This window comes from Microbulbifer sp. S227A (genome assembly GCF_049800935.1).
In genome coordinates, this window is sequence record NZ_JBNAFZ010000003.1 from 251557 (window position 1) to 272533 (window position 20977).

A 20977-nucleotide genomic window follows, 5' to 3' on the forward strand; every position below is an offset into this window, starting at 1 on the left:
GGGGCCGGGCGTATGATCCAGGCTGATCTGACCGTAATCATTCCGGAAATCGCGTTGGCGGTGTTTGCCATGCTGGCCCTGCTTGGCGCGGCTTATACCGGCAAGGACCGGCTCGCGCCGGCGCTGGTCTGGGCGACCTCGGCGCTGATGGTGATCCTGGGCCTGTTCATCGCCACCCGCGGGACCGGCACCAGCGTCGCCTTTGGCGGCATGTTCGTGGATGACGGCTTTGCCCGCTTTGCCAAGGTGACGATCCTGATCTCCGCCGCCGCCGTGCTGCTGATGAGCCAGGATTACATGGCGCGCCGGGGGCTGCTGCGGTTCGAATACCCGCTGCTGGTTGCGCTGGCCTCGGTCGGCATGATGGTGATGGTCAGCGCCGGTGACCTGATGTCGCTCTACATGGGGTTGGAACTGCAATCGCTGGCGCTCTACGTCGTCGCGGCCCTGCGCCGGGACAGCGTGAAATCCACCGAGGCCGGGCTGAAATATTTCGTGCTCGGCGCGCTGAGCTCGGGGTTGCTGCTCTATGGCGCATCGCTGGTCTATGGTTATGCCGGCACCACCCTGTTTTCGGGCATCATCCAGACGGCGCAGCATGGCGACGTGTCGCTGGGCCTGCTCTTTGGCCTGATCTTCGTGATCTCGGGCCTCGCCTTCAAGATCAGCGCCGTGCCCTTCCACATGTGGACCCCGGATGTCTACGAAGGCTCGCCCACCCCGGTGACGGCGTTTTTTGCCACCGCGCCCAAGATGGCGGCGATGGGCCTGTTTGCACGGGTGTTGCATGACGCGTTCGGTCATGCGGTTGCCGATTGGCAGCAGGTCATCGCCCTGCTTGCGGTGCTGTCGATGTTCCTCGGGGCGGTGGCGGCGATCGGGCAACGCGACATCAAGCGGCTGATGGCCTATTCCTCGATCGCGCATATGGGGTTTGCGCTGATGGGGCTTGCCTCGGGCACGGAGTTCGGTGTGCAGGCGATGCTGATCTACATGGCGATCTATGTCACCATGAATGTCGGAACCTTTGCCTTTATCTTGATGATGGAAAAGGACGGGCGCCCGATCACCGACATCGGCGCGCTGCATCTCTATGCCCGGCGCGAACCCGGGCGGGCGCTGGCGATGCTGGTGCTGCTCTTTTCGCTGGCCGGTGTGCCGCCGATGCTGGGCTTTTTCGGCAAGTTCTACGTGCTGCGCGCGGCCTATGATGGCGGGTTGGCCTGGCTGGCGGTTGCCGGTGTCGTCGCCTCGGTGATCGGTGCGTTCTATTACCTGCGGATCGTCTATTTCATGTATTTCGGCGAAGAGGGGTCCGAGCTTGAGACCAATTCTTCTCCGGTGCTCTGGGGCTTCCTGATGGCCTCTGCCGCGGTGATGCTGCTGGGCATCGTCAACATGTTCGGGGTCGAGGGGGCCGCAGCGGCGGCGGCGGCAACGTTGCTGCATTGACCGGCACGACACAATCCCGCACCTGTGCCGTTTTCCGGGACATGGCATGGGCATGATCCAATGGCCCGACGCCTATGGCCGGCGCGTGTTGGACGAGGTGGATTCGACCCTGAACGAGGCGGCGCGGATCGCGCCGGGCCTTGCCGGTCCGGAATGGATCATGGCGCATCGCCAGACCGCCGCGCGGGGGCGCAGGGGCCGGGCCTGGGCCAATCCCGAGGGCAATCTGGCGGCGACGCTGGTGCTGTTCCCGCAAGAGCCGCCGGGGGTTGCGGCGCTGCGCTCATTCGTGGCGTCGCTGGCATTGTATGATGCCTGTGTCGCGGTATGTGGCCGCAGCGATGGCTTTGCCCTGAAATGGCCCAATGACGTTCTGCTGAACGGGGGCAAGCTGGCGGGGATCCTGCTCGAGAGCAGCGGGCAGGGGCCGCATATGGGGCATTTGGCCATCGGGATCGGTGTCAACCTCGCCGACGCGCCGACCCCTGACAAGGTGGAACCGGGGGCGGTTCCGCCGGTTTCGCTGCTGTCATCGACCGGGGCCCGGGTTGATCCTGAGACCTTTCTGACCTTTCTGGCCGACGCCTATGCGCGTCACGAATCCGCGTTCACCACCTACGGGTTCGAACCGATCCGCACCGCGTGGCTGAACCGGGCGGCGCGGCTGGGCGAGGTGATCACCGCGCGCACCGGAAACAGCGAAACCACCGGCACGTTCGAGACGGTGGACGCCCAGGGGAACCTTGTTCTAAACACCAGCAGAGGCCGCACATCGATCCCGGCGGCCGATGTCTTTTTCTGAAGGGGGGCGCGGATGCTTCTCGCCATTGACTGCGGCAACACCAACACCGTCTTCTCGATCTGGGATGGCGAGACATTTCTGTGTACGCTGCGCACGTCGACCCATCATGCGCGCACCGCGGATGCCTATTTCACCTGGTATTCGACCCTGGTGAAACATTACGGGATCGAGGTGGAGATCGACGATGTGATCATCTCGTCCACCGTGCCCCGCGTGGTCTATAACCTGCGGGTCTTTGCCGACCGGTTCTTTGGCTGCCGGCCCATCGTGGTTGGCAAACCCGACTGCCTGCTGCCCAATGAACCGCGCGTCGATCTGGGCACCCAGGTCGGGCCTGACCGGTTGGTCAATGCGGCGGGGGCGTTCGAGCGGCATGGTGGCGATCTGATTGTCGTGGATTTCGGCACCGCGACCACATTTGATGTTGTGGCCAGCGACGGAGCCTATATTGGTGGGGTGATCGCTCCGGGTGTCAACCTGAGCCTCGAGGCGCTGCACATGGCCGCCGCCGCCCTGCCGCACGTGGATATCAGCGTGCCGCAGAAGGTGATCGGTACCAATACCGTCGGATGTATCCAGTCGGGCATCTTCTGGGGCTATGTGGGGCTGGTCCGCGAGATTTGCACCCGGGTCAAGGCAGAGCGGGATCGGGACATGCGGGTGATCGCCACCGGTGGTCTGGCCCCGTTGTTCCAGCAGAGCGCGGATCTGTTTGACGCGATGGAAGACGACCTGACGATGCACGGCCTGACCGTGATCCACCAATTTAACAAGGACAACGGTTAACCCAATGACAAGCAAGAGACTGGTTTACCTGCCACTTGGCGGGGCGGGCGAAATTGGCATGAATGCCTATCTTTATGGTTATGGCGCGCCTGACAAGGAACGGTTCATCCTTGTCGATCTTGGCGTCACCTTTCCGGATATGGACGGCTCGCCCGGGGTCGACCTGATCCTGCCCGATATCACCTGGCTCAAACAGCGGGCCGACCGGCTGGACGCGATCTTTGTCACCCATGCGCATGAAGATCATGTGGGGGCGATTGCACATTTTTATGAAGATCTGGGCGCACCGGTCTATGCCCGCGCCTTTACCGCCAATATCACCCGCCGCAAGATGCGCGATCTTGGCCATCCCGAAGACGCGGTTCGGACCGCCTCGGCCTGGCCCGAACAGATCACAGCCGGTCCGTTCAAGGTGGGGTTCCTGCCGATATCGCATTCGATTCCCGAAAGCGGCGCCCTGGTCATCGATACGCCGGACGGGCGGGTGATCCACAGCGGCGATTTCAAGCTCGATCCGACGCCGGTTGTGGGTGAACCCTTTGATCCCGAGCTCTGGGCCGAGGTCTGCAAGGATGGCGTGCGCGCGCTGGTTTGCGATTCGACCAACGTGTTCTCGCCCGATCCGGGGCGCTCGGAACAATCGCTTGGCCCGGCATTGCAAGAGCTGATCTCCGGGGCCTCGGGCATGGTGGTCGCGACGACCTTTGCCAGCAACGTGGCGCGGGTCAAGACGCTGGCAGAAGCCGGGCATCGGGCGGGGCGTTCGATCGTGCTTCTGGGGCGCGCCATGGAGCGGATGGTCGAGGCTGCCAGGGAAACCGGGGTGTTGTCCGGGTTTCCCGCCACGATCAGCGACGAAGCCGCCCGCGAGGTGCCACGCGAGAACCTGATGCTGCTGGTCACAGGCAGTCAGGGCGAGCGCCGCGCCGCAAGCGCTCAGCTCGCGCGTGGCAAGTATCGTGGCATCCAGATGAAGGAAGGGGACATGTTCCTGTTCTCCTCCAAGACGATTCCGGGCAATGAGCGCGGAGTCATCCGGGTGATGAACCAGTTCAGCGAAATGGGCGTCGACGTGGTGGATGACAGCAATGGCAAATACCATGTATCCGGCCATGCCAACCGCCCCGATATCGAACGGCTGCATGACATCGTGCGCCCGCAGATGGTGATCCCGATGCATGGCGAACACCGTCACCTGCGCGAACATGCTCGGCTTGCGTCGGGGCGGGGTTATCAATCGGCCGTCGTGGTCAATGGCATGATGATGGATCTGTCCGGCAACGCCCCCAGCGTCGCGGAATATATCGAGACCGGGCGCACCTATCTGGACGGGTCGATCAAGGTTGGCGCGCTGGACGGTATCGTACGCGACCGTATCCGCATGGCGCTGAACGGGCATGTGACCGTGACGGTGATCCTGGACGAACAGGACGAACCGCTGGGCGAGCCGTGGTGCGACACGGTCGGGCTGGCCGAGACCGGGCGATCCAATGCGCTGCTGGTCGAAGTGCTGGAAGAAGACCTGAGCCAGTTGCTGGGCCGCACTGGTGACAAGACATTGCGCGATGACGACAAGCTGGAAGAGGCGCTGCGCCGTGCGGCGCGCCAGACCGCGCAGGCCGAGATCGGCAAGAAACCAGAAGTGACCGTGGTGATCAGCCGGATGCGGTAGGCATCTGCGGCGTATCGCGTTTCAGGAAAAACGCGATACGCAGATTTCCGTGGCGGGGCCGGTTTATCCGGCCCGGCGCTCTTCAAAGCTGAGGGCGATGAAGCTGGGCAGGTGATCGCCCATTCCGACAACCTTGTTGCCGCCGGAATCGCGCCCGGACGACCGGCTGCGCGTAGAGGAAGAGGTCGGGCGTTGCTCGTCCTTGGCCTTGGCCGACGATGACGGTTTGGCGGCGCTGTCGGATTTCCTGGAACTGCTGCGCGACTCGGGCTTTGATGCCGTTTCCTCCTTGGCCGGTTTCGCGGCCTTGGCTTCGGATTTCAGCGGGTTGTCGCCCCGGGGAATTTCCCGCTGAACCAGCTTTTCGATGTCATCGAGGTTCTTTTCATCGCGTGGCACGCAGATCATCATCGCAGTGCCGTCGCGACCGGCCCGCCCGGTGCGCCCGATCCGGTGAACGTAATCCTCGGCATGGCCGGGCACGTCGAAATTGAACACGTGGCTGACGCTGGGCACGTCGAGCCCGCGCGCGGCAACATCCGAGGCCACGAGGATCCGCAGGGTGCCGTCGCGGAACCCGTCAAGCGTGCGGGTGCGCTGGCTCTGATCGAGATCGCCGTGGATCGGGGCCGCGTCATAGCCGTATTTCTTGAGCGATTTGGCAACGATATCCACGTCCATCTTGCGGTTGCAGAAGATGATCGCGTTGGTGCATTTGTCGCCCTCGGCATCGATCATGGCCCGCAAGAGCTTGCGCTTCTCGCTCGCCTCGCGGTCCTTGCGGCTGCCTTTGAACATGACCACCGATTGTTCGATATTCTCGCTGGTGGTGGCCTGTCGTGCGACCTCGATCCGCGTTGGCGCGGACAGGAACGTGTTGGTGATGCGTTCGATCTCGGGGGCCATGGTGGCCGAGAAGAACAGCGTCTGGCGGGTGAACGGTGTCAGCGAAAAGATGCGTTCGATATCGGGGATGAACCCCATGTCCAGCATCCGGTCGGCTTCGTCCACCACCATGATCTGAACCCCGGTCAACAACAGCTTGCCGCGCTCGAAATGATCCAGCAGGCGGCCCGGCGTGGCGATCAGAACATCGACCCCCTTGTCGATCAGCTTGTCCTGTTCGCCAAAGCTGACGCCGCCGATGAGCAGCGCCTTGGTCAGTTTGACATGCTTGGCGTAGGTGTCGAAATTCTCGGCCACCTGCGCGGCCAGTTCCCGGGTCGGGCAGAGCACGAGGCTGCGCGGCATCCGGGCGCGGGCGCGGCCACGGGCCAGCAGTGTGATCATCGGCAGGGTAAAGCTCGCGGTCTTGCCGGTGCCGGTCTGGGCGATGCCCAGCACGTCCTTGCCTTCGAGTGCCGGGGGGATTGCCCCTTCCTGAATCGGGGTCGGGGATTCGTACCCGGCCTCGTCAATTGCCTTGAGCACCTTGGGATTCAGGTTCAGTTCAGAAAATTTTGTCATTTGTGTCCGTGTGTTGCGGACACTGTCTTGGCCCGCCGTCCTGTCTGAGCCGGACCCCAGCGGTCCTGCGCTTGTGCGCATGCTGGCTCGTCCCGCTGCATTAGCAAAAAGGGAGGCAGCGGTCAAACAGCGCCGTCAAATTTGCGTGTAAATCGCACATTGTTTCCGCAGGGGTGCCATGCGTTCAATATGTGGAAAACTGTTTCCGGCGGGATCGTTCCAGTTGCAGGTCGCACAGGAACAGCAATCCCTGCTCGTCGAGGCGCTGGCGATGGTCGGGCGTATCGGCGCAAAGCTCGTCGTAAAAGGCCCGCAGGCCCTGCGCACCGTCGCGCTGTTCGATCGACATCAGCAGTTGATGGAGGGTCAGCCCGTCCACGCGATCCTTGCGCATCGGGGCAAGGTCGGCACGGTAGGAACCGCGTTCCAGCCGAAAGCGATAGGAGGCCATGAAGGCTTCCCAGTTCTGGGCATGGCAATGGCAGAGGACGGTATCGTCCAGGGCCGCTTCGCCGGGGTTCTTGATGTCGCCCTCAAACAGGTTGTGAATGCGAAACATCACGTCGCACAGCCCGGTGCGGGCAAACAGCTTGCCCTCTACATGGCTGAGAAACCCGCCATTCAGATACTTGCCATGGACGGGATACAGACGCTCGGCACTGGCGGCGCGTTCGCGCGGAAACCTCTTGGTCAGCTTGAAGGCCGTACCATCCCCGGCAAGCGCCTCGGCCGGATAGAGGCGGGCACAACCGGCGGTATCGGGCAGTGCCGCCAATTGATCCGTCAGCGGGGTTTGCGGGCACAGGAATTCGTCCACGTCGATATGCGCCAGCCAATCGACCTCGGCGCGGCGATAGGCATGGGTGGCATTGGCCGATTGGCGGACCTGGTGCTTTTTCGGACGCCTGGGATGCTTCGCCCAATAGGCGTCGTCACAGGTGGTCACACGCACCTTGGGATGCGCCTTGAGCAAGGCAAAAGTCGCCGGGTCGGGCTCGTCCAGATAGACATAGATCCGGTGCGCGCCCAGTTCGACGTGATGGGCCACGAAATCCAGCACCGCCCCGGTGGATGCCCTGACCGTCGCCACCAGCCCCCAACGCATCAGGTCTTGTCCTGAAACTGTTGCCGCATCAGCCGCAGCCGGCGAAAGATATTGGCCGGATCGCGGTTCAGCTCCTGCATCAGGTGGTCGGCCAGCGGCGCGATGCCCGGATCGCTCAGCGCGAGGTCCCAGACCGGGGCGAGGATGTTGATATCAAGCCCGCCCTTGCGGATCGAATAATCTTCCATCTGCAGGGGCAGCGGGCTGTGCAGGCGGCCCCTGACGGGGTGTGGCTCGGCGGGGGCCGTGCCCCCGAACAGCCGCTCGAACTCGTAGAGCTTCATCATCGAAAACAGCATCCGCAGCGCCTGTCCCACCTGCCGCTGCACATCGGTCGCGCCATGATCGGCAAAGGTCATGACCGAGGACACTTTCCAGCGCAGGTCCAGCTGCCCGATCAGATGTGCGTGCTGCTCCCGCCAGATGCGCTGAAACAGCGCCGGGGCGTGCTCCGGGGCGCTGGATTTGCGCAGGTTCGAGATCAGCAACGCATTGAGCAACGCCAGTTGCGACTTGCCGGGGAACTCGCTGGCGATCCGCGCCCTTTTGCGCGCCCATCGTGTCGGGTTGGCTGGTGCCAGGTCGTCCTGACCGACGGGCTGCGCGGCCAGCGCGGCGAGATCCGCGTCAAGGGGGGGCAGGGCCACAGCATCGGGATGATAGGGCTTGCGGCGCGCGTCATAGCGCGCGCGCAGGGCCGCAAGGCCGCCTTCATAGGTCGCGTCGCGTTGGTCCATACCCGTGCTTACACCGCTGCGCGGGCGCGGGAAATCCCCAACCGCTCAGACCATCATTTCCTTGGTCGCGGTCAGGCGCACCTCCGGATAGTCGCGTTCGATCCGGTCGATATCCCATTGCAGCCGCGTCAGGTACACGATGTCGCCATCATGGTCATGGGCGATGTGCTGCTTGTTGGCATTGACCAGCTTGTCGACCGCCGCCTTGTCGCCGGAAACCCAGCGGGCGCTGGTGAATTGGCTGGCTTCGAACCGCACCGGCAGGCCGTATTCAAGCTCGATCCGGCTGGCCAGCACCTCGAATTGAAGCGCCCCGACCACGCCCACGATAAAGCCCGAGCCGATCGAGGGTTTGAACACCTTGGCGGCGCCTTCCTCGGCGAATTGCATCAACGCCTTTTCCAGGTGCTTGGCCTTCATCGGGTCACCCGCGCGCACGCCTTGCAGCAATTCGGGCGCAAAGGACGGTATGCCGGAAACCCGCAGCGCCTCGCCCTCGGTCAGGGTGTCACCGATGCGCAATTGCCCGTGGTTCGGGATGCCGATGATATCCCCGGCCCAGGCCTCGTCCGCGAGTTCGCGGTCCGAGGCCAGGAACAGCACCGGGTTGGTGATCGCCATCGGCTTTTTCGACCGCACATGGGTCAGCTTCATGCCCCGTTTGAAATGGCCCGAGGCCATGCGGACAAAGGCCACGCGGTCGCGGTGCTTGGGGTCCATGTTGGCCTGCACCTTGAACACAAAGCCCGCGACCTTGCTCTCTTCCGGAGAGATCTGGCGGGGCTGGGCCGACTGGATCTGTGGCTGGGGGCCATAGACGCCGATACCGTCCATCAATTCCCTGACGCCGAAGGAATTGATCGCCGAGCCGAACCAGATCGGGGTCATGTGACCTTCGAGCACCGCCTGCGGATCAAGCTTGGGCAGCAATTCGCGCGCCATCTCAAGCTCTTCGCGCAGTTGTTCAAGAAGCTGCGCGGGCACGTGTTCGGCCAGCGCCGGATCATCAAGCCCGTCGATCTTGATGCTTTCGGCCACCTTGTTGCGGTCGGCCCGGTCCATCAGTTCGAGCCGGTCGCGCAGGATGTCGTAACAGCCGACGAAATCGCGCCCCTGTCCGATCGGCCAACTGGCCGGGGTCACGTCAATGGCCAGGTTTTCCTGGATCTCGTCGATGATCTCGAAAACGTCCCGGCTTTCGCGGTCCATCTTGTTGCAGAAGGTCAGGATCGGCAGGTCACGCAGGCGGCAGACCTCGAACAGCTTCTGGGTCTGGCTTTCGACACCCTTGGCGCCGTCGATCACCATCACCGCCGCATCCACCGCCGTCAGCGTGCGATAGGTGTCTTCGGAAAAGTCCGAATGGCCCGGCGTATCCACCAGGTTGAACCGGAAATTGTTGTAGTCAAACGACATCGCCGAGGCCGAGACGGAAATGCCGCGATCCTTTTCCATCTGCATGAAATCCGACCGCGTGCGCCGGGCCTCGCCCTTGGCGCGGACCTGTCCGGCCATCTGGATGGCACCGCCATAAAGCAGGAATTTCTCGGTCAGCGTGGTCTTGCCCGCATCCGGGTGCGAGATGATCGCAAAGGTACGGCGGCGCGCGATTTCGGGCGGCAATTCGGGGCGATTTGAAGCGGTGTCCAACATGAGGCGCGTATAGGTAAGGAACGCGCCAAGCGCAAGAAAATCGACACGCGCATGTGCCGGTGGCGGCAATCGCTGGCATTGGCGGCGGAACCGGTGCTATGCGAGGGGCAGAAACCAGTTGGGAGATCAGAGATGGATTTGGGAATCGCCGGCAAACGGGCGCTGGTCTGCGCCAGCAGCAAGGGGCTCGGGCTGGGTTGTGCCGAGGCGCTGGCCGAGGCAGGGGTCAACCTTGTGATGAACGCGCGCGGCGCCGAGGCGCTTGAGGCGTCGGCCCGGGCCATTCGCGACTCATACGGGGTCGAGGTCGTCACCGTCGCCGCCGACGTGGCCACCGCCGAGGGGCAGGCCCGCGTGATCGAGGCCGCCGCCGGGGTCGATATCCTGGTCAACAACGCCGGCGGGCCGCCTCCGGGCATGTGGTCCGACTGGGATCGTGACGATTTCATCAAGGCGCTGGACGCCAACATGCTTGCGCCCATCGCGCTGATGAAGGCGCTGATGCCGGGGATGATCGATCGGGGCTGGGGCCGGGTCGTCAACATCACCAGCCAATCGGTGCGCGCGCCGATCGCGGTGCTGGGGCTGTCGAACTCCGCGCGCACCGGGCTGACCGGATATGTCGCGGGCACCGCCCGGCAGGTGGCCGGCAGCGGCGTCAATATCAACAACCTGCTGCCGGGCATTCACGCGACCGACCGCGCGGCATCGCTGGATGGCGGCGTGGCCAAGGCGCAGGGCGTGTCGCTGGAAGAGGCCCAGGCCCAGCGGGCGGCGACGATCCCCGCAGGGCGCTATGGCACCCGACAGGAATTCGGCGCGGCCTGTGCCTTTCTGTGCAGCCAGCATGCGGGGTTCATCGTGGGGCAGAACATCCTGCTCGACGGTGGCGCGACCAACATGACCATGTAGCATGGCACAGGGGTTTTCGCTGAAGGATCAGCTGTTCAACGCGGACAAGGTGCGCTATCTGGCGGGGCTTTTCGCGGCGGCAAGCCCGGCATTCGACGGCGACCTGTTTGAACAACAGGTCATGGAGCGGCTGCCCGGGCTGGAATTGAAACAGCGTATCTCGTGGATTGCCGAATGTCTTGGGGCGCGGTTGCCGGGGGGGCTGGACGATATTGCGCCGGTCTTGCGCGATGCGCTTCCGCCCCCGCTTGATCCAACCCTGACGGATGACGATTTCGGCGATTTCATCTTTGCGCCGCTTGGCGAACTGGTCGTGTTGCGCGGACTGGACAGCCCCGATCTGTCGCTGGACCTGATCGAAGAGATCACCCAGAGGTTCTCGATGGAATGGGCGATCCGCCCGTACCTGAACCGCTGGCCGGATCGGGTTCTCGACCGGATGCGCCGCTGGGCGACGCACCCCAATTACCACGTGCGCCGTCTGGTGAGCGAAGGCAGCCGCCCGCGGCTGCCCTGGGGGCAGGCGGTGGATATCGACATCACCGCGCCACTGCCCCTGCTGGATCTGCTGCATCGGGACCAGACGCGTTATGTCACCCGCTCGGTTGCCAATCACCTGAATGACATCAGCAAGAAACACCCCGCGCTGGTCGTGGACCGGCTGGAGCAATGGGCCGCCGAGGCGACGCAGCAGCCGGGCGAGCTTGACTGGATGACGCAACATGCGCTGCGCGGGTTGGTCAAGGCGGGGGATGCGCGGGCGCTCTCGTTGCTGGGGTATGATGCGGACGCGGATGTCGAGGTGCTGCGGTTCGATGCGCCCGGGAGCGTGGCGATTGGCGATGCGCTGACGCTGACCGCGACGCTCTGTTCGGGCAGCGGGGCGCGGGCGCTGGTCGATTACGTGTTCTGGCGGCGGCGGGCCAATGGCGATATGGCCCCCAAGGTGTTCAAGCTCAAACAGCTGGAACTGTCGCCGGGCAAACCCGTCGACCTGCGCAAATCGCACAAGCTCAAGGGCGACGCGACCACGTTCCGATTGTATCCGGGGCCGCATCGCGTCGAACTTCAGATCAACGGGCGGGTGCGGGCCGAGGCGGCATTCGACCTGATCGCGGAATAGGGCATGGCACAACAGGAACCCAATAGTGCGCGTTTGCGCGGCATCGTCACCGAGATCGCGCAGGAAATGGCGGCGGAAACCGAACGGGGCAACGTGGCGGATTACATCCCGCCGCTGGCCCGGATCGACCCGAACCAGTTCGCGCTGTCCATCATCACGCGCGATGGCGAGGTAATCTCGGGGGGCGATGCGCAGACCCGGTTCTCGATCCAGAGCGTGTCCAAGGTATTCACGCTGGCGCTTGGACTCGGACGGCTGGGCGATCGTCTCTGGACCCGCGTCGGGCGCGAGCCGTCGGGTGATCCGTTCAATTCGATCGTGCAGCTCGAATATGAAAAGGGGCTGCCGCGCAACCCCTTCATCAATGCCGGCGCCATCGCCGTTACCGACAGCATCCTGGGCAGCTTTGCCCCCAAGGAGGCCCTGGGCGAAATCCTGCGATTCGTGCGGTTCCTGGCCAGCGATGACGACATTGCCATCGATCCCGACGTGGCGCGGTCGGAATTGGCCACCGGGTTCCGCAACGCGGCGCTGGCGAATTTCATGCGCGGCTTTGGCACCATCACCAGCCCGCCGGAACAGACGCTGGGCGTATATTTCCACCATTGCGCCATCGCGATGACAACCGAGCAACTGGCCGCCTCGGCGCGGTTCCTTGCCTTTGACGGATGCCTGTCGCCCGGCGGGGCGCGGGCGATCTCCGCGCGCATGGCGCGCCAGATCAACACGCTGATGCTGACCTGCGGCCATTACGACGGCTCGGGCGAATTCGCCTTTCGCGTCGGGTTGCCCGGCAAGAGCGGGGTGGGCGGCGGCATCATGGCCGTGGTGCCGGGGCAGGTGTCAATCGGCTGCTGGTCGCCGGGACTGAACGCGGTGGGCAACTCGCATCTGGCCTCGCGGGCGCTGGAACAGCTGGCCCTGCGCACCGGCTGGTCGGTCTTTGCGCCGCGCTAGGTTGCGCCGGGGCGTGGGGATTGCTATCTGCGCTAGGACCCGACGACCATGATCGCGACGGCCAAGAGGACCCCGGTGGAGCACGTCAGAACAGCGCAACCTGCACCCGCGCGCTCTGCGCCCCGGCTGGAAATCCGCAATCTGACGCGGAAATTCCACGGGCGCACCGTGGTGGACGATGTCTCGCTCAGCATTGAACCGGGGCAGGTGACCTGCCTGCTTGGCCCATCCGGCTGTGGCAAATCCACCACCCTGCGGATGGTTGCCGGGGTCGAAATGCAAGACAGCGGCGAAATCTGGGTCGATGGCAGGCTGATCTGCGACACGGTGTTCCGGGTGCCCCCCGAGCGGCGGGAAATCGGGCTGATGTTTCAGGATTTCGCACTGTTTCCGCATCTGAGTGTCGCGGGCAATGTCGCTTATGGCCTGCGCGGCAACCGGGAAGAGAAACGCGCTCGGGTCGAGGAATTGTTGGGCCGGGTGGACCTGTTGCGGTTCATCGACGGCTATCCGCACCAATTGTCAGGCGGCGAACAACAGCGGGTCGCGCTGGCCCGCGCATTGGCACCGCGTCCGCGCATCATGTTGATGGACGAACCTTTTTCAGGGCTCGACAACCGGTTGCGCGACGGCATTCGCGACGAGACCCTGACCCTGCTCAAGGAAGAGGATACCGCCGTTCTGCTGGTCACGCATGAACCCGAAGAGGCGATGCGCATGGCCGATGAAATCGCCCTGATGCGCGATGGCCGGATCGTGCAGCAGGGCGCGCCCTACAATGTCTACACCCGCCCGGTCGACCGCGCGGCGGTGTCGTTCTTCAGCGATGCCAACGTGTTGCGCGCACAGGTCAACGGGGCGCTCGCGGACACCCCCTTTGGCCAGTTCCTCGCGCCCGGCATTCCCGATGGCACCGATGTGGATATCGTGTTCCGGCCCCAGCATGTACGCATCGATTTCGACCGGGGCGGTTCGGGCCCGTTGCCCACCCCGACCGATGGTGTCGCGGCGCGCGGCGTGGTCGAGCGGGCCCGCTTCATGGGGCATGAAAGCCTTGTCGAGTTCCGCATGTCCCATGACGGTTCGATGATCAAGGCAACCGTGCCCAACGTGTTCCTGCCCGCGGCGGGCAAGGTCATGTGGCTGACGATCCGGCGCGACCGCTGTTTCGTGTTTCCCGCCTGATCAGGCGCGATCCGAGAGACGCTTGCCCGGCTCATCGGCAAAGAGCTCGGGCAAGGGTGTTGCGGCTTCGATCAGGTCGAGGCGGAAATCGCGGAATTCTCCGCGACTCTCGCACCATGCGGTCAACAGCCAGACCCGGCCCCAGCTTGCGAGCCTCAGCGGGCGGATGGTGCAATGTTCCAGCGCCCCCGCCACGTCACGACAGGTCAGGTGCAGCTTTTGCCGCCCGGCAATGGCATCGCGCAGGTTGGCCATATGCGACAGCCCGCGCGCGGCATTGGCCAGCGGGGTCAGCGCGGTTTTCCACGCCTCCGCTTCGGCCACGGACTCGGCCGGCAGCGCCATATCGATCTTGCGGGCCAGGGTCTGCGCCGCAGCGCTGAGATCGGGATCGGCGGCTTCGGACACGATGGCGATTCCCAGGTGCAGCACGTCGAGTTCCGCCGGTGAAAGATGCAGCGGGGGCAGGGCAATCCTGTCCACCATCCGATAGCCGGTACCGGGCGTGCCCTCAACCGGCACCCCGGCAGAAATCAGGCGATCCATGTCACGATAGACGGTGCGCACCGACACATCCAAAAGGGGCGCAAGATCCTGCGCCCGGTGCAACGCCCCGTCGCGCAGGAGGGTGATCAGCGTCACAAGTCGGTCGGTACGGGCCATGCGGATAGGTGGCACGGGGGGGGCGGATTGTCCAGATATGCTGACAAAAACATGTCAGGAGTGCGGGATCCCCCGGATTTCACCCGCAAGAATGTCCGCACCCCCGGCAGATCCGGGGCGATCGCGCTTTTGCGGATCGGCGAGGGTGCTTAGAACACGGGAGAATTTTGCAGCGCGCCCCGACTCGGGGCCTGCGCGAATCTGAGGAGACGGACATGTTGAACAATATTGGCCTTCCCGGCATCTTGCTGATTGCAATTGTTGTGCTGGTGCTGTTTGGCCGCGGCAAGATCAGCTCGCTGATGGGCGAGGTGGGCAAGGGCATCACCTCGTTCAAGAAAGGCATCAACGAAGGCCAGAAAGAGATCGACGAAGACCCGTCCGAGCTTGCCAAGGACGTGACGCCGGAAACCGACAAGGACAAGGCGTAACACCGCATGTTCGATCTGGGTTGGACCGAGCTGCTGGTCATTGGCATCGTGGCGCTGATCGTGGTCGGCCCAAAGGACCTGCCCGTGTTGTTCCGCAACGTGGGGCGGTTCGTGGGCAAGGCCAAGGGCATGGCGCGCGAATTTTCCAGCGCCATGCATGATGCCGCCGAGGAATCGGGCATTCGGGACGTGGCCAAGGGCGTGAAAACGGCGACCAACCCGATGTCGGGCGTGATGGACGGGGTCAAGGACGCAACGCGCGATCTGACCGACAGCATCAACCCCGCCAAGCTCGATCCCAAGACATACGATCCCGACAGCGAGACCGGCAAGCTGGCCGAAGAGCGCGCGGAACAGGCCCGGAAAATCCAGGCCGCCACCGCCCGTGCCGCCGCCGACCGGCTCAGGCGCGAGGCGACCGAGGCGCAGGCCCGCGCCGATGCCGCCGAGGCCGCGCTGCCGGATACGCCGGAAAGCAAGACATGAGCCAGACCGACGACATCGACGATAGCAGCGCACCGCTGATCGAGCATCTGGCCGAGCTGCGCAGCCGGCTGATCCATTCGGTTGTCGCCTTTATCATCGGCATGGTGATCTGTTTCACCGTGGCGACCCCGATTTTCAACTTTCTGACCGCGCCGCTGTGCCAGGTTCTGGCCGAGCGCGGACAGGATTGCGACCTGATCTTCATCAGCCCGCAGGAAGGGTTCTTTGTGGCGATCAAGGTGTCGCTGCTGGGCGGTTTCCTGTTGGCGTTCCCCTATATCGGCTTGCAGATGTGGCGCTTTGTGGCACCGGGGCTCTATAAATCCGAAAAGGGCGCGTTCCTGCCCTTCCTCGTGGCCTCGCCCTTCATGTTCCTTCTGGGCGCGGGCTTTGCCTTTTACGTGGTGACACCGCTGGCCTATGACTTTTTCCTTGGCTTCCAGCAATTCGGAGCCGAGGGCGAGGCGGTGGCCGACGCCGCCGCACCGCTGAGCGTGGTGTTCCAGGGCAGCGCGCAGGAATATCTGAACCTGACCATCAAGTTCATCGTTGCCTTTGGCCTCTGCTTTCAATTGCCCGTGCTGCTGACCCTGATGGGCAAGGCGGGGCTGGTCAGCGCCGAGGGGCTGGGCAATGTGCGCAAATACGCGGTGGTCGGTATTCTCGTGCTGGCCGCGCTTGTCACGCCGCCCGATGTCATCACCCAGGTCATCCTGTTCACCGTGGTTTACGGGCTGTACGAAATCTCGATCTTTCTCGTGCGGCGCGTCGAAGCCAAGCGCGAGGCACAGTTGCGGGCCGAAGGCTATTATGACGACGAGGATCTGGCGGATGCCGCCATGGCCGAGATGGATGAGGAAGACCCCAAGTGATCAATGACCCGATGGACCGGATTGCCGCGGCGCTTGAACGCATGTCGCCGGCACCGATGCCGGCCCCGGATTTCGAAAGCGCCAGCGCCTTTGTCTGGCATGTCGAACCCGACAGGCTCGAAGCCGTGCCCCAGGTCAGCCGCGTGGGGCTGGGCCTGCTGGTGGGAATCGATCGTTCGCGCGATACGCTGCTGGACAACACCCGGCGCTTTGCCGGTGGATTTGCCGCCAACAACGCCCTGCTCTGGGGCGCGCGCGGAATGGGCAAGTCGAGCCTTGTCAAGGCGATCCATGCCGAGGTTCTGCAAGACCATCCGGGGCTCAAGCTGGTAGAGCTACAGCGCGAGGATTTGCCCAGCGTCAGCCGCCTGCTCAATCATCTGCGCACGGCCCCCTACCGGTTCCTGCTGTTTTGTGACGACCTGTCGTTTTCCCATGACGACCAGCATTACAAGAGCCTCAAGGCGGTGCTGGACGGGGGGATCGAAGGGCGGCCCGAGAATGTCGCCTTTTACGCCACCAGCAATCGCCGTCACCTGATGCCGCGCGACATGATCGAGAACGAACGCTCCAACGCCATCAACCCGTCCGAGGCGGTCGAGGAAAAGGTCTCGCTCAGCGACCGGTTCGGGCTGTGGCTGGGCTTTCATCCCTGCACCCAGGATGAATACCTCGCGATGATCGATCGCTATTGCGCCGAATACGGGGTCAAGACCGATCCCGACACGCTGCGCGCCGAGGCGATTGAATGGCAGGCCACCCGTGGCGCGCGCTCGGGCCGGGTGGCGTGGCAGTTCTTTACCGATCTTGCCGGGCGGCATGGGATCAGCCTGGCCTGACCGCCGGGCTATTCTTGCTGATGCACCTGAAGGCGGGTATTCACGCCTTCGCCCAGGAAATTGACGAAATTGCCGCGCTTGCCCAGCGTGGCCGTCACCCCGTTGATATCCGCCACCCAACCGTGATCCCCGGCGGTGAGGGCAAAGGCCTGGGGCACGTCCTGGGCCTGGATCCCGGTATTGCCCGAGGATTCGAACGTCATTTCGGTGCAGGCTTCATTGACCGAGAACCGCGCCTGGAAATTTCCTTCTTCTCCGCCAAAGCTGCCCCCGGACCAGTGACAATCCTGGGCCGAGGCGGCAATCGGAGCGGCCAGAACAGCCATGGCGAGCATATACTTCATGACAGAAATCCTTGTGGTTGATCGCTGCCACGATGCGCCTATCCGGGAAATAGTCAAGCGGCATGGGCGCCGGCCCGCCGGTGGCTATTCGAGGTAAGGCATCGGGTCGACGCTTTCGAACCCGTCGCGCACTTCGAAATGCACATAGGAATTGTCGCCGCTGCGCAGCTGAGCGAGCTTTTGGCCGCGCTTGACGCTGTCGCCTTTCTTGACGGCGATCTTGTCCACGTTGGCATAGACGGTCAGCAGGTTGTCCGGGTGGCGAACCACTACGATCGGCACCTGGTCCGCATCCTGGGTGATTGCCGCGACCGAGCCGCTGGCGGCGGCGGTGACGGAAGTTCCCGGGCTGCCCGAGATGTCGATCCCGTCATTGCGCCCTTTGGAATAGGTGCGGATGATCTTGCCCTGCAAGGGAAGCGCCATGGCCGCGTTGCTGGTCCGGGTGGGCGCGCCGACATTGGTTTTCGGCGGCTCGGGGGCCGTGGCGGCGACCTTTTCGTCGGGCAGGGGAGCGGTGGCGCTTGGCGGCGTCGGGGTTGGCGATCCGCTGCCCGGTTCGGTTACGGCGGCCGCTGCGGCGCCGCGGTTCGGGGCGGTTTCGCCGGCAACCGGGATCAGCAGGTATTGCCCCTCGCGAATGGCGAAATCCGGACCCAGCCCGTTCCATTCACCCAGCGACTTGACCGACACGTTGTACAGCCGCGAAATGGTATAGGCGGTTTCCCCGCGCACCACCTTGTGCCGCAGCGGTTCGGCCTTGGCCACCGGTTTCGGCGTCGCGGGGGCGCTGGCGGGGGGCAGGGTGCTGGTCTGAACCTGCGAGGTGTCCGGGGCGTTGTCGATCGCGTCGCCCGCCAGGGTGGCGATATCCACGGTTCCGGCAGGTTCGGCGACACGCCGGGGCAGGGCGATGATCTCGCCATCGCGCAAGGTCGCCGTCTGGTCGATGCCGTTATACTTGGCAAGCTCGGCAGCGGGCAGCCCCACGCGGGTTGCAACATCGTTGATCGTGTCGCCGCGCCGGGCCACGGCCACCTGGTAATTGGGATAGGAAATGATCCCGCGCGCATCGGGTTCGGGCCGGCTCGCGGCCACGTTGCGGGCGGCGTTGGTGGTGCTGAAGGCACCGATCTGGCCGCGCAGGTCATAGTCCAGCGGCTCGCTGCAACCGGCCAGCAGCGCGGCGGTCGCCACCGCACCCAAAAGCCGGGCCGAAGTCAGTCCTAGGGGGTTTGCCATCTCGTTGTCCTCAAAGTCTCCCCCTGTCTGGATGCGGGGGTTCGGGCGTGTTGTTCGCGTTGCTCTTGCTGTTTACCCGTCCTTGCCCAGGCCTTCGAGCAGCGGCACAAAGCGGACGGGTCTGATTTCTTCGTAGTCATAGCCGGTTTCGGTGCGCAGAACCCGGATCAGGGTCTGTACCGCGTCCGACTGGCCCACCGGCACCACCATGATACCGTTGATCTTGAGCTGGGCCAAGAGCGGGCCGGGGGGGTCTTCGGCAGCGGCGGTCACGATGATGCGGTCAAACGGTGCCTGCTCGGGCAGGCCAAAGGATCCATCCGCCGTCATCGCGGTGATGTTGCTCAGGCCGAGCGCCGAAAACGCTTGGCTGGCTTCGCGCACCAGCCGGGCGTGCCGGTCCACCGTATAGACCCGGCGCACCAGCCGCGACAGAATCGCCGCCTGGTATCCCGAGCCGGTCCCGACTTCGAGCACCTTGTCGCGCGGGCTGAGGTGCAGGGCCTGGGTCATCAGCCCGACCACCGAGGGCTGGCTGATCGTCTGTCCACAGGCGATGGGCAGCGGCATGTCGTCATAGGACCGGTTGGCAAAGATGCCGCGTACGAACATGCCACGGTCGATCTCTTCCATGGCTTGCAGCACGCGCTTGTCCGTCACCCCGCGCGAGCGCAGGGCAAACAGGAACTGCATCTTGGTTTCGGGTTCCGGGCCGGTCATTCGATGGCCTTCATCGCCTCCAGGGCGTCATGGGCGGTCAGGTCGGCCCGCATCGGCGTGACCGAGACATAGCCGCCAAGGTTCGCATGGGCATCCGAGCCGGGCTCGGTGGGCACGTGCTGATCGCCGCCCTTGATCCACAGGAAGCGGCGGCCCGAGGGCGCGTTATGCGGCTCGACCCCGAAATGCACGCCCCGGCGATAGCCCTGTGTGGTGACCCGCGTGCCCAGAACCTCGCTGGCGGGCACCGGCGGAAAGTTCACGTTGAAGAACAGGCGGTAATCGTCGCCTTGATCCGGGTTGGCGGCGAGGATCCTGCGCACCACCTGCGCGCCGTGCACGGCGGCGGCGTCAAACGGATTGTCCAGATCGCGATTGCGCGGACCGTAATACTGCGACAGGGCGATGGCCGGGATCCCTTGCAACGCGGCCTCCATCGCGCCCCCGAGGGTGCCGGAATAGAGCGCGTTCTCTGCCGAGTTGTTGCCCCGGTTCACCCCCGACAGCACCAGGTCGGGGCGGGCGTCCTTCATGACCTCGTGCAGCCCCGCCATCACGCAATCGGCCGGGCTGCCCTCGGCGGCAAAGCTGCGCTCGCCCATGCGGGCGATCATCATCGGGTGCGTGTAGCTGATGCAATGGGCGACGCCGGATTGCTCAAAGGCCGGTGCCACGGTCCAGACCTCTCCGTCCGGCCCGGCGATATCCGCCGCGATGGAGGCCAGGACCTTGAGCCCCGGCGCGTTGATGCCGTCATCATTGGTAATCAGAATACGCATGTTTGCCTGCCCCTTTGGGCTCTTGATAGACGCGGGGTTGCCACGCGGCAAGCAAGCGCCGACCGTGGCGTCACGATATTGCGCGGTTGCGGCAATATCGCTGCGCTCACAGCCCGGCCAGCAGCCGTGCCGCCTCGGTTATGGGCGAGGTCAAGGCGTCGCGGGCTTCGCCGGGAAAGAACCGCGCCCGGACGGCTGTGGGCATCGGAGCCGGCGAGAGGATGTGAACCCTGGGGCCGGTCCTGGCGGTTTCCGCCGCCCAGCTGCGCGCAAGCGCCATCTGCGCCGCCTTGGTCGCGCCATAGGCGCCAAAGAATTTCTCGCCCGCGCGGGGATCGTCAAAGAACACCGCGCGCCCCCCGGACCCCAGCAGCGGCGCGACATAGCCGATCAGCGTCGCGGTTGCCGTGGCATTCACCGTGACGGATTTCTCCCAATCCTTGGCATCGACGAAATTCGCGGGGCTGAGCGGGGCGGCATGGATGGCGGTATGCAGCCACATATCGAGCGCACCCCAGCGGTCGTAAATGCCACGGCACAGGGTCTGCATTGCCGCCGTGTCGGTGATGTCCATCGGAGCCAGCGTGGCGCTGCCGCCGGCGGCCTGGATTTGATCGTCAAGTTCTTCGAGCGCGCCGGTGGTTCGGGCGACGGCCACGATATGATGTGTCGGGGCCAGTGCCTGTGCCAGCGCGGCACCCAGCCCGCGCGAGGCACCGGTGATCAATGCTATCTGTGTCATGCGCGCGC

22 protein-coding genes are annotated in these 20977 nt (G+C 64.3%); 12 read left to right on the plus strand and 10 right to left on the minus strand.

The window, feature by feature from the left end:
• Window positions 1-12 precede the first annotated feature (12 nt).
• The 4 genes from nuoN to ACP15R_RS08980 are packed head-to-tail and all read left to right on the plus strand — an operon-like array spanning window position 13 to window position 4712.
• Window positions 13-1452: an NADH-quinone oxidoreductase subunit NuoN gene (gene nuoN / locus ACP15R_RS08965; protein ID WP_424986062.1), complete on the plus strand. Its 1440-nt coding sequence runs from the start codon at window positions 13-15 to the stop codon at window positions 1450-1452.
• A 46-nt stretch (window positions 1453-1498) separates the two neighbouring features.
• Window positions 1499-2254, plus strand: a complete 756-nt coding sequence (locus ACP15R_RS08970; protein WP_424986063.1) for a biotin--[acetyl-CoA-carboxylase] ligase — start codon at window positions 1499-1501, stop codon at window positions 2252-2254.
• Between the two features lie 12 nt (window positions 2255-2266).
• Window positions 2267-3040: a type III pantothenate kinase gene (locus ACP15R_RS08975; protein ID WP_424986064.1), complete on the plus strand. Its 774-nt coding sequence runs from the start codon at window positions 2267-2269 to the stop codon at window positions 3038-3040.
• Between the two features lie 4 nt (window positions 3041-3044).
• Window positions 3045-4712 (plus strand): ribonuclease J, encoded by a 1668-nt coding sequence (locus ACP15R_RS08980; protein ID WP_424986065.1) that lies wholly within the window; start codon window positions 3045-3047, stop codon window positions 4710-4712.
• Between the two features lie 63 nt (window positions 4713-4775).
• On the opposite strand, the gene ACP15R_RS08985 is transcribed toward ACP15R_RS08980, so the two are convergent.
• From ACP15R_RS08985 to ACP15R_RS09000, 4 genes are all read right to left on the minus strand, one after another.
• Window positions 4776-6179 (minus strand): DEAD/DEAH box helicase, encoded by a 1404-nt coding sequence (locus ACP15R_RS08985; protein WP_424986066.1) that lies wholly within the window; start codon window positions 6177-6179, stop codon window positions 4776-4778.
• Window positions 6180-6363: 184 nt separating this feature from the next.
• Entirely contained in the window at window positions 6364-7284 is a 921-nt protein-coding gene (locus ACP15R_RS08990; RefSeq protein ID WP_424986067.1) for a glycosyltransferase family 2 protein, read from the minus strand.
• Window positions 7284-8021 (minus strand): hypothetical protein, encoded by a 738-nt coding sequence (locus ACP15R_RS08995; RefSeq protein ID WP_424986068.1) that lies wholly within the window; start codon window positions 8019-8021, stop codon window positions 7284-7286. The genes ACP15R_RS08990 and ACP15R_RS08995 overlap by 1 nt, the downstream gene beginning before the upstream one ends.
• A gap of 45 nt (window positions 8022-8066) precedes the next feature.
• On the minus strand, window positions 8067-9674 hold the full coding sequence (locus tag ACP15R_RS09000; RefSeq protein WP_424986069.1) for a peptide chain release factor 3: 1608 nt from the start codon (window positions 9672-9674) through the stop codon (window positions 8067-8069).
• A 132-nt stretch (window positions 9675-9806) separates the two neighbouring features.
• Between ACP15R_RS09000 and ACP15R_RS09005 the strand changes: the two genes are divergently transcribed.
• From ACP15R_RS09005 to ACP15R_RS09020, 4 genes are read left to right on the plus strand one after another with little or no spacing between them, the layout of a single operon-like run.
• Window positions 9807-10586, plus strand: a complete 780-nt coding sequence (locus tag ACP15R_RS09005) for an SDR family oxidoreductase (protein WP_424986070.1) — start codon at window positions 9807-9809, stop codon at window positions 10584-10586.
• A gap of 1 nt (window position 10587) precedes the next feature.
• Entirely contained in the window at window positions 10588-11709 is a 1122-nt protein-coding gene (locus ACP15R_RS09010; protein WP_424986071.1) for a hypothetical protein, read from the plus strand.
• Between the two features lie 3 nt (window positions 11710-11712).
• Window positions 11713-12666: a glutaminase gene (locus ACP15R_RS09015; RefSeq protein WP_424986072.1), complete on the plus strand. Its 954-nt coding sequence runs from the start codon at window positions 11713-11715 to the stop codon at window positions 12664-12666.
• Between the two features lie 48 nt (window positions 12667-12714).
• Window positions 12715-13851 (plus strand): ABC transporter ATP-binding protein, encoded by a 1137-nt coding sequence (locus ACP15R_RS09020; protein ID WP_424986073.1) that lies wholly within the window; start codon window positions 12715-12717, stop codon window positions 13849-13851.
• Here ACP15R_RS09020 and ACP15R_RS09025 read toward each other — a convergent pair whose 3' ends face one another.
• Window positions 13852-14514 (minus strand): helix-turn-helix transcriptional regulator, encoded by a 663-nt coding sequence (locus ACP15R_RS09025; RefSeq protein WP_424986074.1) that lies wholly within the window; start codon window positions 14512-14514, stop codon window positions 13852-13854.
• A gap of 215 nt (window positions 14515-14729) precedes the next feature.
• Between ACP15R_RS09025 and ACP15R_RS09030 the strand changes: the two genes are divergently transcribed.
• The 4 genes from ACP15R_RS09030 to ACP15R_RS09045 are packed head-to-tail and all read left to right on the plus strand — an operon-like array spanning window position 14730 to window position 17142.
• Window positions 14730-14945 (plus strand): twin-arginine translocase TatA/TatE family subunit, encoded by a 216-nt coding sequence (locus ACP15R_RS09030; protein WP_424986075.1) that lies wholly within the window; start codon window positions 14730-14732, stop codon window positions 14943-14945.
• Window positions 14946-14951: 6 nt separating this feature from the next.
• Window positions 14952-15431, plus strand: coding sequence for a Sec-independent protein translocase protein TatB (gene tatB / locus ACP15R_RS09035; protein ID WP_424986076.1), 480 nt, complete (start codon window positions 14952-14954; stop codon window positions 15429-15431).
• Window positions 15428-16303 (plus strand): twin-arginine translocase subunit TatC, encoded by an 876-nt coding sequence (gene tatC / locus ACP15R_RS09040; protein ID WP_424986077.1) that lies wholly within the window; start codon window positions 15428-15430, stop codon window positions 16301-16303. The genes tatB and tatC overlap by 4 nt, the downstream gene beginning before the upstream one ends.
• Window positions 16300-17142: an ATP-binding protein gene (locus ACP15R_RS09045; protein ID WP_424986078.1), complete on the plus strand. Its 843-nt coding sequence runs from the start codon at window positions 16300-16302 to the stop codon at window positions 17140-17142. The genes tatC and ACP15R_RS09045 overlap by 4 nt, the downstream gene beginning before the upstream one ends.
• A gap of 8 nt (window positions 17143-17150) precedes the next feature.
• On the opposite strand, the gene ACP15R_RS09050 is transcribed toward ACP15R_RS09045, so the two are convergent.
• The 5 genes from ACP15R_RS09050 to ACP15R_RS09070 form a co-directional block, all read right to left on the minus strand.
• Window positions 17151-17486, minus strand: a complete 336-nt coding sequence (locus tag ACP15R_RS09050; RefSeq protein ID WP_424986079.1) for a hypothetical protein — start codon at window positions 17484-17486, stop codon at window positions 17151-17153.
• 84 nt (window positions 17487-17570) lie between these two features.
• Window positions 17571-18728, minus strand: a complete 1158-nt coding sequence (locus tag ACP15R_RS09055) for a peptidoglycan DD-metalloendopeptidase family protein (protein WP_424986080.1) — start codon at window positions 18726-18728, stop codon at window positions 17571-17573.
• A 72-nt stretch (window positions 18729-18800) separates the two neighbouring features.
• A complete protein-coding gene (locus ACP15R_RS09060) occupies window positions 18801-19448 on the minus strand; it encodes a protein-L-isoaspartate(D-aspartate) O-methyltransferase (protein ID WP_424986081.1) in 648 nt (215 codons plus the stop codon).
• Window positions 19445-20227, minus strand: a complete 783-nt coding sequence (gene surE / locus ACP15R_RS09065) for a 5'/3'-nucleotidase SurE (protein WP_424986082.1) — start codon at window positions 20225-20227, stop codon at window positions 19445-19447. Before surE ends, ACP15R_RS09060 begins: the two co-directional genes overlap by 4 nt.
• A 106-nt stretch (window positions 20228-20333) precedes the next feature.
• A complete protein-coding gene (locus tag ACP15R_RS09070) occupies window positions 20334-20969 on the minus strand; it encodes an SDR family NAD(P)-dependent oxidoreductase (RefSeq protein ID WP_424986083.1) in 636 nt (211 codons plus the stop codon).
• Between the last annotated feature and the right edge of the window lie 8 nt (window positions 20970-20977).

Coding starts and splice junctions, on each gene's coding strand:
- nuoN (WP_424986062.1), top strand. CDS start 13: ATGATCCAGGCTGATCTGACCGTAATCATTCCGGAAATCGCGTTGGCG.
- ACP15R_RS08970 (WP_424986063.1), top strand. CDS start 1,499: ATGGGCATGATCCAATGGCCCGACGCCTATGGCCGGCGCGTGTTGGAC.
- ACP15R_RS08975 (WP_424986064.1), top strand. CDS start 2,267: ATGCTTCTCGCCATTGACTGCGGCAACACCAACACCGTCTTCTCGATC.
- ACP15R_RS08980 (WP_424986065.1), top strand. CDS start 3,045: ATGACAAGCAAGAGACTGGTTTACCTGCCACTTGGCGGGGCGGGCGAA.
- ACP15R_RS08985 (WP_424986066.1), bottom strand. CDS start 6,179: ATGACAAAATTTTCTGAACTGAACCTGAATCCCAAGGTGCTCAAGGCA.
- ACP15R_RS08990 (WP_424986067.1), bottom strand. CDS start 7,284: ATGCGTTGGGGGCTGGTGGCGACGGTCAGGGCATCCACCGGGGCGGTG.
- ACP15R_RS08995 (WP_424986068.1), bottom strand. CDS start 8,021: ATGGACCAACGCGACGCGACCTATGAAGGCGGCCTTGCGGCCCTGCGC.
- ACP15R_RS09000 (WP_424986069.1), bottom strand. CDS start 9,674: ATGTTGGACACCGCTTCAAATCGCCCCGAATTGCCGCCCGAAATCGCG.
- ACP15R_RS09005 (WP_424986070.1), top strand. CDS start 9,807: ATGGATTTGGGAATCGCCGGCAAACGGGCGCTGGTCTGCGCCAGCAGC.
- ACP15R_RS09010 (WP_424986071.1), top strand. CDS start 10,588: ATGGCACAGGGGTTTTCGCTGAAGGATCAGCTGTTCAACGCGGACAAG.
- ACP15R_RS09015 (WP_424986072.1), top strand. CDS start 11,713: ATGGCACAACAGGAACCCAATAGTGCGCGTTTGCGCGGCATCGTCACC.
- ACP15R_RS09020 (WP_424986073.1), top strand. CDS start 12,715: ATGATCGCGACGGCCAAGAGGACCCCGGTGGAGCACGTCAGAACAGCG.
- ACP15R_RS09025 (WP_424986074.1), bottom strand. CDS start 14,514: ATGGCCCGTACCGACCGACTTGTGACGCTGATCACCCTCCTGCGCGAC.
- ACP15R_RS09030 (WP_424986075.1), top strand. CDS start 14,730: ATGTTGAACAATATTGGCCTTCCCGGCATCTTGCTGATTGCAATTGTT.
- tatB (WP_424986076.1), top strand. CDS start 14,952: ATGTTCGATCTGGGTTGGACCGAGCTGCTGGTCATTGGCATCGTGGCG.
- tatC (WP_424986077.1), top strand. CDS start 15,428: ATGAGCCAGACCGACGACATCGACGATAGCAGCGCACCGCTGATCGAG.
- ACP15R_RS09050 (WP_424986079.1), bottom strand. CDS start 17,486: ATGAAGTATATGCTCGCCATGGCTGTTCTGGCCGCTCCGATTGCCGCC.
- ACP15R_RS09055 (WP_424986080.1), bottom strand. CDS start 18,728: ATGGCAAACCCCCTAGGACTGACTTCGGCCCGGCTTTTGGGTGCGGTG.
- ACP15R_RS09060 (WP_424986081.1), bottom strand. CDS start 19,448: ATGACCGGCCCGGAACCCGAAACCAAGATGCAGTTCCTGTTTGCCCTG.
- surE (WP_424986082.1), bottom strand. CDS start 20,227: ATGCGTATTCTGATTACCAATGATGACGGCATCAACGCGCCGGGGCTC.
- ACP15R_RS09070 (WP_424986083.1), bottom strand. CDS start 20,969: ATGACACAGATAGCATTGATCACCGGTGCCTCGCGCGGGCTGGGTGCC.